Raw genomic sequence first — 15223 nt, 5'->3', positions numbered from 1 at the left:
TTGATGAAGAGGTTTTTTGTTTTGTTGCTGGCTTTACTGCTGGCGTTCGGGATGAGCGGCTGCAAAGATGCTGACAATGCAGCGGCAACCGGTGATTTTAAGGACCCCTATGAGGCATACGGGCTGAAGAAAGGCGAGGGGGGCCTGAGTGAGGCCATGTATAATAAGCCGCCAAAGGCCATCGCTTTCCAACCCTTCCTGTTGAAGGCCGTTAAGCCCGAAGGCGTACCGTTGGAAATGCCGGAAATTACCATGGCCAAAGGTGATAAAGAGACGATTACTATTGATGAAGCGATCGTGTATTCGCAGGATAATCGCCGGAAGAGCACGGGCTATGTTACCGCCAGGGTGGATATTACCTTTAACCTAGCTGAAGACGGGACGATTTTTCAGGTTTACAACGAAGTGGCTTCTAAAATGGTCCACCAGCGGGCGGGTGCTCCGGATAATGTCCAGGGAGAAACCAGCTTTAAAGGCGAGAGTATTTACCAGATCGCCAAAGTGAGTGTGCCCGGCATTCCCGACGAACCTTACTTAGTCTTCGTGCTGGGGCAAAAAGGCAAAGCGGGCAATTCGGGCCTGATTCTCTGCCAAATTACCGGCGTAAAGCTGTAACGAAAGGTAGGTGTCACCATGGAACAAACAAAACCCTCGCTGTTTAGGACCATAGTCGGTATGATGATCAATCCCGCCGGGGCGCTGCGGGGCGCGTTTTCGAATAAGTGGTATTTATCCGCCGGGGTGTCGGCTCTGGCCTTCTGTCTGTTCTTTGTACAGACGGGGCTGGACCTGTATAAAACAGGTCAGAAAGAGATGGACTTTGTCCTTATCTCCGCCGGGGCGGGCGTCGCTTACGGCCTTGTGATGATTCCGCTGCTCGGGGCGGTCATGTGGCTGATCCTGAAAGCCGCAAGAACGGACAAAAGCCTGATGCAGGCTATTTCGGCCTTTTGCCTGAGCTACAGCGGAGCCTTAATATATGGCCTGCTGGGCATTGTTTTTTCTCTTGCGCTGGGCTGGAAGACCTCGGTGGCCTTTGGCGTTACCGGCGTGTTGTGGGCCATCGGCCCGATGATGTTTACCATCCGGGAGCTCACCGGCGGGAAAAATGCCTTAAGCGTCCCCTTGGCCACGGCAGTGGGCGCGGCGGTCTTAATATCCTGGTCTATTTTTGGCAATCTATAGGAGGCGAGGCAAGTGGAAATGGATCTGCAAAAAGGGAGAGCATTCAGGAGTTTGGTCAGAAGATTGTGCTTCATGGCCATAGGAATAGGCGCCCTGGCCAACCCCCTGGATCTCTTCAATCCTATCAACATTGGATTCGGCATTCTTTGGGGGCTTATCTTCGGAGGGTTATTCCGGGTGTTTCTGAAAGGCTTCCTGGGCATGTTTAACGGCCAATTCAAAAAAGAAAACGGGAAAGAAGCCATTCGTTATGCCGTGGACAACGGGATGCTGTTCTTGACTCCTTTCACCCTAATATTATTAATCGCCGTCTTTTACCTCGGATGGTCCATGACCATCCCCTTCATCTCCGCGGGGATCATGGCCGTGGGAACGGCTTCGAGCATCGAAATGGGCAAAATGCTGGGCAAGCCGGGGATTAAAAACACCATTGCCACAGCAGGGGTCTCCTTTGTTTTTTCCTTACTTTGGACCCTATCTTTTTCCTACCTGAACATAGTTCCCTCTTATCTGGAGGGCGGAGTCAACCTGGTGCGCTCAATCGCGGGAGGTGGCGGATTATGAGAAAGCTGTGGGTTGAAATATTGCTGCTGTGCCTCATCTTTATATACCTGCTGCCCTTGACCGCACTGGCTGCCGGGGACAGTCCGCCGCCGGCGGAGCCCTATGAAAAGGTGGCTGCTAAAAAAGGGAACTGGTATGCGACACATATCTCCTATGATGATGAGGCCCATCTGGTGGTTGGTTATAAAGGCAGTTACATAAGCGAGGCGGAAAAACCGGAACTGGCCTTTGCCCTGTCCCAAAAGCTTCTGCTTACCGGCATTTATATTCCCTACGCGGGTATGGAAGCCGGCGAGGTAACGCTGACGATCCGGGACAGCCGGGGTAATGTGTATCAGGGCTTTGCAGCCAATCAGGAATTTACCGGAGGAATCGTGGAGGGTGACGTCGATATTAAGGCCCAGCAAGCTGCTGCCCGGGGAAGGAATACCTCTTATGCCTTTACCCCCCTTGATAACACTGTCCTGCCAAAAGGCGAGTATACTCTTTATCTGGACGGAGAAAAGCTGCCGGTGGACGCTTTTCTCGTTAAGGGATACAACTACGCGGCTTATCAAAGATACCTGAAAGAGTTGCAGGAATGGGCCTGGCAAAGTGATGAACCTGGGGAGGCTGAAGAAGCTTTTGCCGGCTTGGGGAATGAGGAAATTTATTCCATATACGAGCAGTATTTAGAGGGTGACGGCGAAGAAGGGGAGCCCGCATGGCAGAAAGCCCCTCGGAAGTATGTGACGCCTGCGTTTAACCTGGACGGAGAATATATGATCGATGAGATTATTCTCAGCACCTGGAATAACGGGGAGGGCGCCGAACCAGGCATTATCAGGATAATGGATAAAAATAAAAAGGCTGTGGCCTCCTATAGCGCTCAGGGTGCCAGTCAAGGCGGCGCAGCTAATACCCTGTGGGTGGCAAAACCCGGAATCACCCTGCCTGCAGGAGCTTACACCATTGATATGGGCGCTCCGGAAGCCCTGGATTTTGACGAAAAGGGAGAGTCGGTTTTTTATGTGGGCATATCTGTCCCCGCGGTTCCGCCTGCAAGTTTTACGGGAACCTATAAGATTTGGCTGGACCTCTATAAAACCCACACCTTAATGGGTCCGGTCAGTGGAAAGGAGAGCAGTTTTTCCCTGGAGGACTATGAACTGACTGTCCTTGACAAGGGCAGCGTGATCGAACTCATCGGCCAATACGAGGGTATGCCCTTTTCACAAAACTGCACAGTGTTGGAACGGGAAGAGAATCAGGCTGTGGCGGTTTTCAACTTTGCGGCGGATCTGACCAAGCTTCCCTACAACGCCAATATTGCGGCCAAAGCGGAAGTCACGCTTAAAAAAGAGCCTAACGGCAGAATTGCCATCAGCATGGCCGGCCAGGGCTTTTATTCCCGGGCGGCCACCAAGGATAAAGGCGCGGATGAAAATACCTATTCCCTGTCTCTAAGGGGCAACAGGGTCAAAAAGGACCTGCCGCCTTTTGTAATGGCGGCTATCGCCAATAATTTTGGCGCGGGGAATATTCCTGGTCCGGACAGTCCGGCCCAGGCTGCGGCGGGGATGCTCTTTCCACCGCTGGTTGGCCTGGTGGTGAGTGTATTACAGGGGCTTTTGCGGCCCAAGGAGCTTGTGTCCACTCTCTCCGTAGGTGAGCAGGCAATGAAAGAAGCCAACCAGTCATTTGGTCAGGGACTTGTCAGCGAGGAAGAAAAACGGGCCTGGAAAACCGTGGCTGATGCGCTGGGGGCCAGCGGCGGTGATCCGGAAGACGCTTTTTCCGTCGGTGACAACGAGCGCCCCGGCGGGGCTGATTATGCTGCGCCTAAAGAAAGTGCCTTTGACGGCGATGAAGGCTATGATGGCCAGGATTACGGAACGGAAGAAGATTTATCCTTCGGTAAGCCTGATGTTCCGGAAGAGACGCCGGATCAGACTTCTTATGGGCAGCCGGAGCAGCCGCAAACTGCGCCTGAACCCGCGGCGCCGGCAGAGCCTGAATCCATGGTGGTGCAGACTTCAGCCCGGGGCGCCCAGACCCTGATTGTCAGGGATCCCGCCACCGGCGGGTGGGTCAATGCCGAAACGGGTAATCCCTTTGACCTGGAGGCCCATCAGAAGAACTTACCAAAGCAGACCAAAGATTTTGATAATTATATAAAACACAACGAGGAATTGGAGAAAACCGGCCAAACCGCTATGCAACAGGCCTTGGACGAGATTGAGAAGAAACACCAGTCCGAATTCGAGGCCATTCAAAAAGAAATTGACCAGCGCCGGCGTGAGCAACTGGCCAGGGAGCAGGAATCCCTAGAGTGGCAACAGGAGCACGCCCAAAAGCTATCCGGCTGGGGGCGGATTATAGGCGATTCGGTAAGAAATGCCGGCGACGAAGTCGTGGATACGGCCAAAGTCTTGGGCAAAGAGGCCAAAGAAGGGTTGGCTATTGCCGGTGAAGCCGCGAAAATGACGGTAAGAGATCTGTTTATAGACCAGAAGAAAGCGCTCGCTAATGTACGCGAATCTTATGAAGGAGTAAAAGATACCCTTGGCGCTGCCAAAGAAAAGGTGGTTGGCACAGCTAAGGAGATCTATAACAAACCCTGGATTGTGGTTAAGGGAGTGATGGAAACAGGCAAAGCCGTGGTTGATATCGTAACCGACCCGAAAAAAGCCTGGGAATGGGCTAAAGATACAGTGGGCATCTCAGATTTTGAAAAATCCCTGGATCCCAACCTTTCCCTGATTGACCGGCTCAAACATACCTTTGCGGGTACTATGAAGCTGGGGGTCACCATAGGTACGGCGGGGCAGGCGGGAACAGCCATAAAGGGCAGCGCCGGCAAGCTGGCCGGAATGGTGGACGATGTACTGGGTGCGGGCGGCAAAAGGCTGGCGGTTAAGGTACCCCTTCCCAAAGGCATCAAACCCTCGCTGGCCGTCAAAACAGGTCCCAGCTATGCCACTGTAAAAAGACCGCCCAATGTGGCAGGGGTCACCCAAACCTCCCGAAAGATCATCCAGAACACAGCAGATGATTTCGGGGTCCAGATCAAGGCCAGACCTACCACGGCCACCGCAGACAAGTGGATTAATTCGGGAAAAGCGGTTCCTAAAAGAATGGATATGAAGGCCAAAACCCTTGATAAACTGGATGAATTGTTGGGAGGACCGAAAGATAGTGATGGTCTGGTAGGTTATTATAAGCCCAAGCTGCCGCCTAAGGAGGTTATGAAAAACCTCTCCCCGGAAACTCAGCAGAAATTGGTTGAAAAGTATGTTGATAGAAGGAGAGAGTTTAATAATCTGGCTGACAAGATGAAAAAGCTGGAAGCCAGCGGCGAATATAAGGTGGTAAAGGGACGTGTCCTTAACAAAGACGGCAAATTCATCACCGGGGACGTTGATATCTATGATGTCGTTAATTTCGACGGCACGCCGGTCAGCCCCAAGCTCAAAAAGCAAGTGTTGGACCACCTCACCCAGAACAAAGGTTTTGCCGTGAAAAAGGGCGGCTCCAATGTCATGCACGAGGATGTCATCTCCTGGACCAAGGATGGCATAGAGTACTCTGAGAAGGCCAAGGAAAAACTGATTGAAGCTGCGATGAATGAAAATAAAGGGGTTACGTCTTATAATCCTATGGCAGAACCAACTGCGGAAAAATATGTGAGATAGGAGGTGGAAAGCGAGTTATGCCTAAAATATTGAATAAACAGGAAAAAGCGGAAATTCTGGGACTCTTGCTGCCCCAGGCCCAGAGTTACGATGAACTGGCCGGAGAGCTGGAAACATTTGTGGAAGCAGGGAAGCAAAGCCCAGAGCAAAAGGACATGGAGGCTCAATTAGCTGGTATGGCAAAAGAGATTCAGGAACTGCTCCGGCGTTACCTGGAGGGGCTGCCGGTGCGGGACCTGTCACGCTGCCCCTTTACGGGAGAGAAGTTCTCTTTGGCTATCGACGATTTGGGCCTGGACGGCCTGTGGTGGAATTTTGACGCACCCAAGCGGCCGGAAAATCAGCTGCTCGCCACCTATTTCGCCCTGGACGGGGCGCTGAAGCTTGGCGGCGAGCCGGAAAGGGCTCCCTTCCTATGCAGTCCGGGGCCTGACGTGCCCTTTGTCTTGCCCAGGCTATTGGAATTTGTCCAGGTCAAGGCGGTGCTCTCCTCCTTTAAAATTGGCCCCCATACCGCCTATCCCATTGTTTACTACGCCGACCCCATGCTCTATGGAGAGAAGAGGGTCAACGACTGGGGCACCAAGCGTTATTGGGAAACGGGGAGCATTATCCCGGAGCTTTGGACCCCCGGGCAGTATGTCACCCTCACTCCCGATGCAAGTGAATATGACTTTGACCTGGCGTCCTGGATTAAAGCAGGCAAGCTCCTTTGGATCGCCCCCGGTGATGCAAGTCTGACCCTCCACGGTCATATCTCCAGCTGCCCGTACCTGGACCTGCCGGGCAGCCGCAGGCTGAAATTTATCCGGGACGGTAAGGTCTGGGAGGATGAGGAGGACTATGAAACCCTTGAGCCGGATGATCCGGATTTTGATCCGATACACTTCCAAAAGCTGGTTGAGGAAATTGAGAGGGGTGAGGAATAAATGGATAAAGTTAGAGAACCAATGCGTTTTAACATAGAGCAAGACGATATAGGCTCTATCCTGGCCGGGGATACAGGGCTTGTGCCCAATAGCGGGTCTGCCTTCTATAAGGCTGCCCCGTCCGTGGAGTCCAACAGGGATTTAACAGCTCTGTACGGTGAGCTTTTGACCGACCGGGAATTCCTGCGGGCAATGCGTATCGCCACTCAGCCGGATTTATACATAGTAGTCCGAGTCGCCGGTGCCCAGGGCCTCACAGAAATCAGACTGCATCGAAGGAAAAGCGAAGGAGAATCTGTTGTCACCACAGAGCAAAGAGCGGAAGGCAGCCTTACTCTTTCCGTATTCGAGAATGCCGGGGCATGGCTGAATGAGTGGGTGAAAGGTTTTGCCGGTGATAGCGACGCGCCTGCCGCGAACTATATTCCTCCCAAGGTCAGTCTGGAGGAGTTTCTGTTCGTACTCCATGCCGTTGATTCCTTCCGGCGGACCTCTTATCAGAATATGCTGAGTCACGTCTTTACGGATAGGGCCTATGTAAAAGTCCCGGAGTTTCTCCAGAGCATGGCCGATTCCCTGAAAAGCATGGATGTCCGCTGGCTGCTGCCGGCTTTTCTGGCGGTGACGCCGGGGGTGGAACAGTATCAAACAGATATTGATCCCCAGAACATTGCTGTTTTGCTGCAACACGACTTCTTTACGGAAGGAAAGCTGGCTTCAGGTGAGAATGTGCTGGTCTTCGGGGAAGCCGGGCAAATCATGGGGGTGGAATTCTTCCGCTCCTGGTTTACCTCTTGCGGCATGGAAATCAACGTGGCGGGGCCGGAAGGCTTTAAGACAGCCGAAAGGCTTTTCATTACCCCCACAATCCTGGGCAACCATTTTACACGTCTGGAAAATACCGACAAAGCCAAAGCAATGGTCAACCACCAGGTTTATACCATGGAGCAGCTTACCTTCAAGCTTGACGAATTGCTCGGAAGGGCTTTCGCCAAAGATGCAGATCCCGATAGAGTAGAACCCGGCGCCGCGCCTTCACCCGTGCCGCCTTCACCGTCGACTGCCCCCGCGCCTCCGGTCAGAAAATTTTGCGCTAACTGCGGCTCGAAGATCCTTGCCGAAGCAGGCTTTTGCGGCAACTGCGGGACAAAATTAAAATAGGGTGAAAGAGGGATAAGCATGAAAAAGGCAGAGAGTATGATGAAAAAGGTTTTGTGCCTATTGCTGGCTGTGCTGATGATGGGTGCATTTACGGGCTGCGGCGATGATAATAAGGAAACAAGCGGCAGCGGCTCGATGCAAGATCCTTATGCAGCCTACGGCCTGGAAAGGGAAAAGAGCTACAACGAAGGAAATACTTTGATGAATGCGATGATGGAGAAGCAGCCGGCTGCCATCCATCTTCAACCGGTGTTTTATTACAGGACCTACTATGAACCGATACCGCAAAGCGGCGATATTACCCTGGAAAGAGGCAAAAGTGCGAATATATCGCTTGACCTGGAGTTGGTCCCCGAAACGGGCGAAAAATGCAACATCAAATCCAATATTACCCTCAAATATGATGGGAAGAAGGGCGAAGATCTGTTCCACGCCGATACCAGCACTTACGGCAATCCAACATTATATAAAGACGGCATATATGTTCGAGAGTATGGAGATCACGTTGTTAAAAATAAAACGGTTCGTATGGAGTACATTAGCGCTGGAGGCGGGTTTAAATATGAATTTATCGGCGTGCCTGAGGAATTGCTTTATGTTCCGCTGTACGTGGATAAGGGTGAAGCCACCAAGGCGGATGGCAATATCGGCATTTTGTACTTCCGTATTAAAGGGGTACAGAGGTAAAGCCCATTGTTTTGTACCCAGTAAAACATTTGAAAGGCGGCTGATAGGCATGAAAAAAATATTCATTGTTCTTTTAATGGTCCTCGTTTGTACGGGATTGATAAGCGGATGCAATGAAAACGGGAATAAGACAAGTCCTGCTTCCGCGCCTGCGGATAAGGCAGCATCAAGCGAAACTATACCAACCCTTGATGAAGTCATCAGCGGGACATGGAGTCTTTACGCCGGATATGAGCAAGATGGCAGCCTGGTCTATACGAATTCCGAATCGGCGGATTATTCCTTTACCTTTGACGCTGGAAACAGCTTTTCCGGAGTTTATCGGCAAGACGGAGGGTATATTGATGCCACCTTTACGGGCACATATGACGTTACAAACAGCAAGGCTGCATATGAAAACCCATACGATTGGTATTATTACGCAACCATAGATAATAGCACCATAGCGGATTCGGGGGAATCCACCTTGCTTGGCAAGCTTGGCGAGCAGGGGATTCATCTGATTTTTAAGTTCAGAGAACTGGACGGAGAAAAGCTTCTATACGAAGAGGGACAGCGCCTGTATTTTAAAAAGTAGCTCTCACCGGCGGCACACGCCGCAGAAAGGATTTGATTTATGATGAATTTATGGAAACAAAGCAACAGAAAAGGATGGAGCTATGTTTTAAGCCTTTTTCTTATTCTTTTCCTATTAGCCGGTTGTGATGAAAAGGCTGCGGAAAAAGGCGCAGATACCCAAAGCCAGTCTCCCGCAGCCGTACAAACAGAGGAGCGGGCATATCAGATTGGCGAGCCGGGCGGTACGGACGAGCTGGAAATCGCCGTTACAAAGGCAGAAAAGGCGGCGGAGTGGATTAACAGCCCCCCCGAAGGCCGAGAGTACGTGATCGTGTCCTTTAAGGTCACTAACATATCCAAGGAAGAACAAAGTATCGGAGCGGACGATTTTCAATATGTGGTGGGTGATAGCGGAGCACGGGAAGCCTATGCGAGAACTACCGGCGTGAAAACCGATCCGGATACCTTTGGCGCTGCGAGCATGGCGCCGGGAGAGAGCTTTGAAGGAAGTCTGGTTTATGCGATGCCTGTCGAAATGAGCCATATTGAGCTTCACTACCTAAAAAACTACCAGACGGCATTGAGATTTGAATTTGACAAATAATAGAATGTTCTCTTAGTTTTGTTCCCCATAAATATACACATTACAAGGTCTGGGGAGCTGAAGAGTTTTTTAATGGCCTTTACTTGTAAACTCACTAACCCTTTTGCTATCTGCGCCAGTGATTACGAAATACCATTTCATGTTGAATGTAAGCGTTTGGGATCTCCGACAAGTACTAGATGGATTCTTAGCCGTGGGCGGCAGTGATCAGAGCCTGATGCTTACCTCATCTGATGGTGTTACATGGACTGAAAGGCCAGTATACAACCATTACAGACTCTATGGGGTAACTTACGGCAATGGCATCTTCGCAGCGGTGGGTAATAAAGGTTTAGTTCTGACCTCGCCGGACGGGCGGACCTGGACCAACCGGACATCTTTTGCATCGGTGTTATTATTCCGTTACCAACCACGATTAGTCAGCAATTACACGAAAATGCAATGGCCATAATCCAAAACCTGAGAGCTAGTCTGTATACCGTTATCGAAAACAAAAAATCGTTTGCCGATACTGCCGGACACTGGGCTCAGGATGACATCAACATCCTGGCCAGCAAGCTGATCATTAGTGGAAAGACCCAAGACATCTTTGCCCCGGACAAAGAGATAACGCGGGCCGAATTTGCCGCGATTCTGGTGCGGGCTTTGGCCCTCCAGCCCAACGTAAAAAATGCCAAGTTCAGTGATGTGCCATCAGGCGCTTGGCATGAGGCAGCCGTCGCCGCTGCGGAAGAATACGGGATAATTACAGGATACACCGACGGCACGTTCCGGCCTAATGCCAAGGTTACCAACGAAGAGGCGGCAGCCATGCTGATCCGGGATCTGCGAGTAGCCGTGATGATCAGAAAAATGCTAATAGAAGCTGGTTTCATTTAGAAAGATTCAGACCTTTGCCGCTTTTGTATGGACTCGGAATGGAGCGGTGCAGGCAAAACACCGGGAGAGGCCCCGGTGTTTTTTTATCAAACATCACCCCTAAGGGGTGATGTTAAATAGTGTTATTCAATGTTAAAATGGTTTAAGAACTGCAATAGGGTCAGGGTATCCTCATGATTAAATTTGTAAAACGCATGGGAAGAAGGAAATTTGTCTTGACACAAACAGAAATGGAACAAAGCATATGGGGACGGATAGGCAAGTATAGAATTATTCCTGTAATTATTTTAGGAATGTTTCTAATTAGTTTGATATTTACATACCTGGCTTTTTCTACTCCTGTAAAAAGTAAAGAAACAGTTATTACTCATAAGGTTAAATATATAGCGGATTTTAGCTGTTTTGCTGAGGCCAGACCCTCTGTTTTGTTTCCTCAGGGAGAAAAAATTAAAGATCCGAAAAACCTTTTCACAAGGATTATTAGTTCAATTAAAGCTAAAGCTGCCATACGTATTACATCAGATACTCCTATTTCCATTGAGGGAGAGAGCAGGATAATTCTAAGACTGCGGGCAGATGAACTGTGGTCGAAGGATTTCCTTCTGATGCCGGAACGCAAGTTTAAGTTTGATAAAATTACATCAGCTACTGTTCTGGAGGAGATTTACTCCATAGATGTCAATAAATTTATCTCGTTTATTGACCAAGTGGAAAAGGAGACTCAGGTATTAGGCGGGAATTATACTCTTTCTGTTATCCCGGTGGTAATGGCGAGAACTTCTAAAAGCAAGATTAACCTTGATTTTTCTCCCGAGTATACATTTAATCTATCAAAGACTCAGATTACTACAACGAGTAATTCATTACAGGAACAGGAGAATCCGATTGAAGGAACACAGGAAAAATTAAATCGGGTTGGCGTTGGCTTTCTGACTCTGCCTGTTGTATTTGCCCGGTATCTGTTTTCCTGTTTAGTTATTGTAATTCTTACCGGATTAATTTATCATCGGCGGGTATTCAACACAGTACAAACGGAAATCCGGGAGGATGAAAGGATAAAGCTTAAATATGGCAGCCGAATGGTTTTTGCCGATTCAGGCAGTATATTGGGAAATAAGGATACCGTAATAAAAGTCGGGGGCATAAACGATTTGTTAAAGATTGCCGATGAACACGATAAACCTCTGATATGTATACCGGAAGGTCTGGAAACTGCTTATGCCGCGACGGTATATTGTGTTATGGACTCAAACATCATGTATATTTTTGAACCGGTTCGGCATGAAGGGTAGGAGTTAAATGACCGGCCAATGCATTCCAATTGAGCTCGGGAGGAACATAGAATGAAAAAGAAGGCCTGCTCAGCTTATGCGGCTCTGTTGAGGGACAAACTGAGAATAAAAGGCAGTGATTTGTATTATATCCTCCTTGTCTATCGCTATGGCTCATGGTTTATCACATCGGCTTTTTATCTGATGGGGCCTCCTGAATCCCCCTATATTTTCAAAATCGGCGTGGTTTTAGCACTATTAGCATCAATTACACCAATGGTGAAGCTTTTCGAGAATGCCGGAAATTCAAGACTAAGCATGATTCCGGTGGTTGTTGTTGAGACTGTAGGTATTGCCTTTCTTCTTATACCTACAGGAGGGTTGCAGAGTCCTTTTATCTGGTATGCCCTCAACCCGGTGCTTGCTGCTGCCAGTTTTCTCCCGTTTTATGCCTGCTGGCTGAATACGATTTTTTATCTGGGTGTTTCATTTTTTATTTACTCTTATAAAGAGGGCTTTAACTCTGAAATTGTTAGGAATTCGGTCCTCGTTCATACAAATACTATTATGGTGTTTATGCTGATTACCTTGACTTTTCAATTATACAGTCGTTTCATTTCCTGCCTTAAACTCCAGGCTAATAAACTTAACGACCAAAAACATGAGCTGCTGGAAACCAACCGGAAGCTCGCTAAAGCCTATCATATTAATGAAGAGTATATGAAGCATGTAAATGCTCTCTACCAGTCAGTGGAGGCGTTCTGCAGTCATGACGACAGAGAAGAACTTGTGGAAATTTTTGTGCGTTACGGCTCAATTCTCACCGGGGGAATTCCAACATGTTTATGTTTATGGGAAGGCAAAGATGGTAATGACAAACAGAATTCAACCAAATTTTCTTCGGGATCGGAAAAGGCTGTTCAGAACGAAATCATCGAAAAGCTCTATGATTTAAGGAGCAGGCTCCAACTTGATCCAGAACCGGCAGCCCGAATAAAAATAGAGACCGCCGGAAAGGAATTGATTTGTGTTTCTTTGAAATCAGCTGCCAAGGATTATGGAGTGTTGGCAGCTTTGGTCGACAGCGTTCCAAACGGTGTTGAAAATATATCGTTAAAGCAGAGACTTATATACCTGGCAAAGCTGAGTACAGTAATTTTTGAACGAATGAGACTTGAGGAAATAGCGGATAAGTTAATCCTTAATGAGGAACAGAACCGGATAGCGGATGAGATTCATGATACTGTTTCTCAGCGGTTATTCAGCATATCTTTTGCCCTGCATTCTCTGGCCGGCGAATGTGAAAGGATGACTCCTGCAGATTTAAAGGAACAGTTGAAATTTATGCAGAAAAGTGCGGGTAAAGCATCCAAAGAGCTAAGGGAATCGATATACCGGCTAAGTTCCCGGAAAAACGGGAAGGTAGTTTTTTTTAAGAGTATTAGTACATATTTAACCGAATTGGCCCGGCTGAACAGTATAAAGGTCTACTTTGAGGCAACCGGTCAGGAGGAGTTATTGAACTCTGAAATTAGGATGGTGTTTTACCGGGTAATCCGAGAGGCGACCGGTAATGCGATAAAACATGCTAAATGCTCCTCGATTAAGGTTGATTTGAATATTATGCAGTCATTAACACAGCTGACGGTTTTTGATGATGGGGTTGGTTTTGACTTTGCAGCAGGCAGTACCCTTGATAAAGGGTTGGGACTTAAAAATATGGAAAGGCTGATAAGGGGAATAAATGGCTATTTTCAGGTTGGCCCTGGGCTTACTGGAGGAACAGAGGTAATCTGCAGGATTCCCCTGGGAGGAGAAGGTGTTTTTGATGTCAGGGGGGGTTACTGTTGAGAGTAATCTTTATTGATGATCATCCTTTAGTTCGCAAAGGATTGGCAGCGGTCCTCACAACAGATGAAGGCTTTGAAGTTGTGGGGCAGGCTGATAATGGTGAAACGGCAGTACGGTTAGCGGTTGAAAAGAAGCCTGAAGTTATAATTATGGACCTAAGACTAGGTAACGAGAATGGGTTGGATGTCATCACCAAAATAAAATTGGAAGGTGTAAATTGCAAGTTCGTCGTACTAACGTCTTCAAATAATCTTGAAGATTTCCGGAAAGCCGGAGAGATGTCAGTCGATGGGTATATTTCAAAAGATGCCGCACCGGAGGAATTTTTAGCCGCTTTGAGGGCTGTTGGAGAGGGGCGTAAGTTTTTTGACCCTGAGATTGTGGGGGCTTTTATGTCCTATGGCCTGAAAGACCCTTTAGGTGAGCTGACCCCCAGAGAACGGGAGGTTTTAAACCACTTGGGAAAAGGGATGAACAACCGGGAAATTGCTGAAAAGATTTTTGTTACCGAACATACTGTAAAGAAACATGTCAGTCAGATTTTAGACAAGCTGGATTTAGCGGACCGAACCCAGGCGGCGTTGTTCGCAGCTAACTACTTCATTGAATAGAACAGAAAAAGGGGGTGGATGGTGTTGAAATTTCGTAAAGAAGTTTTCTTTCTGCTGGTGATAGGACTTGGATTAGGAACTGCTTATGGTACTGGAACTTTTGCTTACTCAAAAGCCTGCATTAATAATTTGGTTTTATTTAAGGTGACTAAACCGGAACAGTCGTTGATTGCTACAAGCTTCAGCCAGGGCAGGGAGCCGTCCACAACATCAGATTTTAAAGGAGAACCTCCTTTTTTTAAGGTTACGAATAATATGTACAGGCCGGTAGAGGTTCTTATCGATTTTGAAGAGGGCAGCCGTGACAATGACCTGGGTCTGGAACACGTGTCTGCTTGCGAACTTGAGGATCCGGGCCCGGTTATTTTGATGCCAAATGAAACTAAAGAATTTCCCGTAACTGTTAAAGATCAAATGATTGGTAGTAACATTTTCCATGGAATTAATGTTACTCTTAGAGCCAAGTGGGAAGGCGGAAGTGCAATCATCAGGGATAGCCTGACCGGGGAAATTGCAATTGGTGGATACGCAGAAACTACTGATGGAGGAAAGGAACCAGGAACTGAGGATTAAGATAAAAACAAACCGGCCAATGCAGGCCGGTTTGTATGTTTGAATTATTTAATTTTAAGGAACAGCTACAGCTTTAACGATAATGCTGCCAAGAAGAGCATCCGGTGATAATTCATGTCCGCTGGGAACATTGATTTTTACACATATGTTACGGATGTTTTGCATTCCCGAATTACTTTCCTTGGGAACGTTGCCTATATTCAGAGGTTCTCCCTGAGTTCCCCATGTCGGGTTATTATAATTAGATTGTCCGCAGATGCCGAAGGTGATAAATTCTGCGTATTCACCTGTGGCTTCAAGGGTAACCTGAATGGTTTCTGCTGACTTGTTACGCATGGTAAACAGAGGATTCCACTGGTATTCGCTGTTGGGCTGGAGACCGTAGAATCTGGCGGTGGTCCCATCACGCTCAACGCCTTTTCCGAACTCGAAGAACAATTCACCATCTTTTATTGTTGTAGTAAAGTCCTTGCGGCCGACTTTGTCAATCCAATCCCAAGGCGGATTAGGCTCCAGGGTCAACAGCGACTGGTTAGTGCTGACCACTTTTAACTGGGCGGCATTGGTTACAGTTGCTGAGTTATATGCCATGGCAGCCATCAAACTTGCTACAGCCAACAGAGCAACAACTACAATTAAACTTTTTCTCACTTTTATTTCCTCCCTTTGTAATATA

The 15223-nt window shown here is 48.3% G+C and carries 15 protein-coding genes; 14 read left to right on the top strand and 1 reads right to left on the bottom strand.

Features of this window, described 5'->3' with window-relative positions:
- The 14 genes from Ga0451573_RS07360 (at window position 1) to Ga0451573_RS07295 (ending at window position 14547) form a co-directional block, all read left to right on the top strand.
- Complete coding sequence (locus Ga0451573_RS07360) at window positions 1-615, top strand: hypothetical protein (RefSeq protein ID WP_231683243.1); 615 nt, start codon at window positions 1-3, stop codon at window positions 613-615.
- An 18-nt stretch (window positions 616-633) separates the two neighbouring features.
- Window positions 634-1185: a hypothetical protein gene (locus tag Ga0451573_RS07355; RefSeq protein ID WP_231683242.1), complete on the top strand. Its 552-nt coding sequence runs from the start codon at window positions 634-636 to the stop codon at window positions 1183-1185.
- A 12-nt stretch (window positions 1186-1197) separates the two neighbouring features.
- Entirely contained in the window at window positions 1198-1749 is a 552-nt protein-coding gene (locus Ga0451573_RS07350; protein WP_231683241.1) for a hypothetical protein, read from the top strand.
- Window positions 1746-5423, top strand: a complete 3678-nt coding sequence (locus Ga0451573_RS07345; protein WP_231683240.1) for a hypothetical protein — start codon at window positions 1746-1748, stop codon at window positions 5421-5423. Before Ga0451573_RS07350 ends, Ga0451573_RS07345 begins: the two co-directional genes overlap by 4 nt.
- 17 nt (window positions 5424-5440) lie before the next feature.
- Window positions 5441-6352, top strand: a complete 912-nt coding sequence (locus tag Ga0451573_RS07340; protein WP_231683239.1) for a hypothetical protein — start codon at window positions 5441-5443, stop codon at window positions 6350-6352.
- Window positions 6353-7513: a zinc ribbon domain-containing protein gene (locus tag Ga0451573_RS07335; protein WP_231683238.1), complete on the top strand. Its 1161-nt coding sequence runs from the start codon at window positions 6353-6355 to the stop codon at window positions 7511-7513. It begins immediately after the preceding gene.
- An 18-nt stretch (window positions 7514-7531) separates the two neighbouring features.
- A complete protein-coding gene (locus Ga0451573_RS07330) occupies window positions 7532-8200 on the top strand; it encodes a hypothetical protein (RefSeq protein WP_231683237.1) in 669 nt (222 codons plus the stop codon).
- 49 nt (window positions 8201-8249) lie between these two features.
- Complete coding sequence (locus tag Ga0451573_RS07325) at window positions 8250-8777, top strand: hypothetical protein (protein ID WP_231683236.1); 528 nt, start codon at window positions 8250-8252, stop codon at window positions 8775-8777.
- Between the two features lie 39 nt (window positions 8778-8816).
- Window positions 8817-9362 (top strand): DUF4352 domain-containing protein, encoded by a 546-nt coding sequence (locus Ga0451573_RS07320; protein ID WP_231683235.1) that lies wholly within the window; start codon window positions 8817-8819, stop codon window positions 9360-9362.
- Between the two features lie 441 nt (window positions 9363-9803).
- Entirely contained in the window at window positions 9804-10241 is a 438-nt protein-coding gene (locus tag Ga0451573_RS07315; RefSeq protein ID WP_231683234.1) for an S-layer homology domain-containing protein, read from the top strand.
- Window positions 10242-10456: 215 nt separating this feature from the next.
- Window positions 10457-11533, top strand: coding sequence for a DUF5305 family protein (locus Ga0451573_RS07310; protein ID WP_231683233.1), 1077 nt, complete (start codon window positions 10457-10459; stop codon window positions 11531-11533).
- Between the two features lie 51 nt (window positions 11534-11584).
- Window positions 11585-13363 carry a sensor histidine kinase gene (locus Ga0451573_RS07305; protein ID WP_231683232.1) on the top strand — a complete coding sequence of 593 codons (1779 nt, stop codon included), beginning with the start codon at window positions 11585-11587 and terminating at the stop codon, window positions 13361-13363.
- The gene (locus Ga0451573_RS07300) at window positions 13360-13974 is read left to right on the top strand and encodes a response regulator (protein WP_231683231.1); all 615 of its coding nucleotides are present in this window, start codon (window positions 13360-13362) and stop codon (window positions 13972-13974) included. The genes Ga0451573_RS07305 and Ga0451573_RS07300 overlap by 4 nt, the downstream gene beginning before the upstream one ends.
- Window positions 13975-13998: 24 nt before the next feature.
- On the top strand, window positions 13999-14547 hold the full coding sequence (locus tag Ga0451573_RS07295; RefSeq protein WP_231683230.1) for a hypothetical protein: 549 nt from the start codon (window positions 13999-14001) through the stop codon (window positions 14545-14547).
- Window positions 14548-14601: 54 nt separating this feature from the next.
- On the opposite strand, the gene Ga0451573_RS07290 is transcribed toward Ga0451573_RS07295, so the two are convergent.
- Window positions 14602-15198, bottom strand: coding sequence for a hypothetical protein (locus tag Ga0451573_RS07290; protein WP_231683229.1), 597 nt, complete (start codon window positions 15196-15198; stop codon window positions 14602-14604).
- Between the last annotated feature and the right edge of the window lie 25 nt (window positions 15199-15223).

The organism is Phosphitispora fastidiosa (assembly GCF_019008365.1).
Lineage (GTDB): Bacteria > Bacillota > Thermincolia > Thermincolales > UBA2595 > Phosphitispora > Phosphitispora fastidiosa.
Note: the sequence above shows the minus strand (reverse complement) of the source record. Positions and strands in the feature narration are given on the sequence as shown.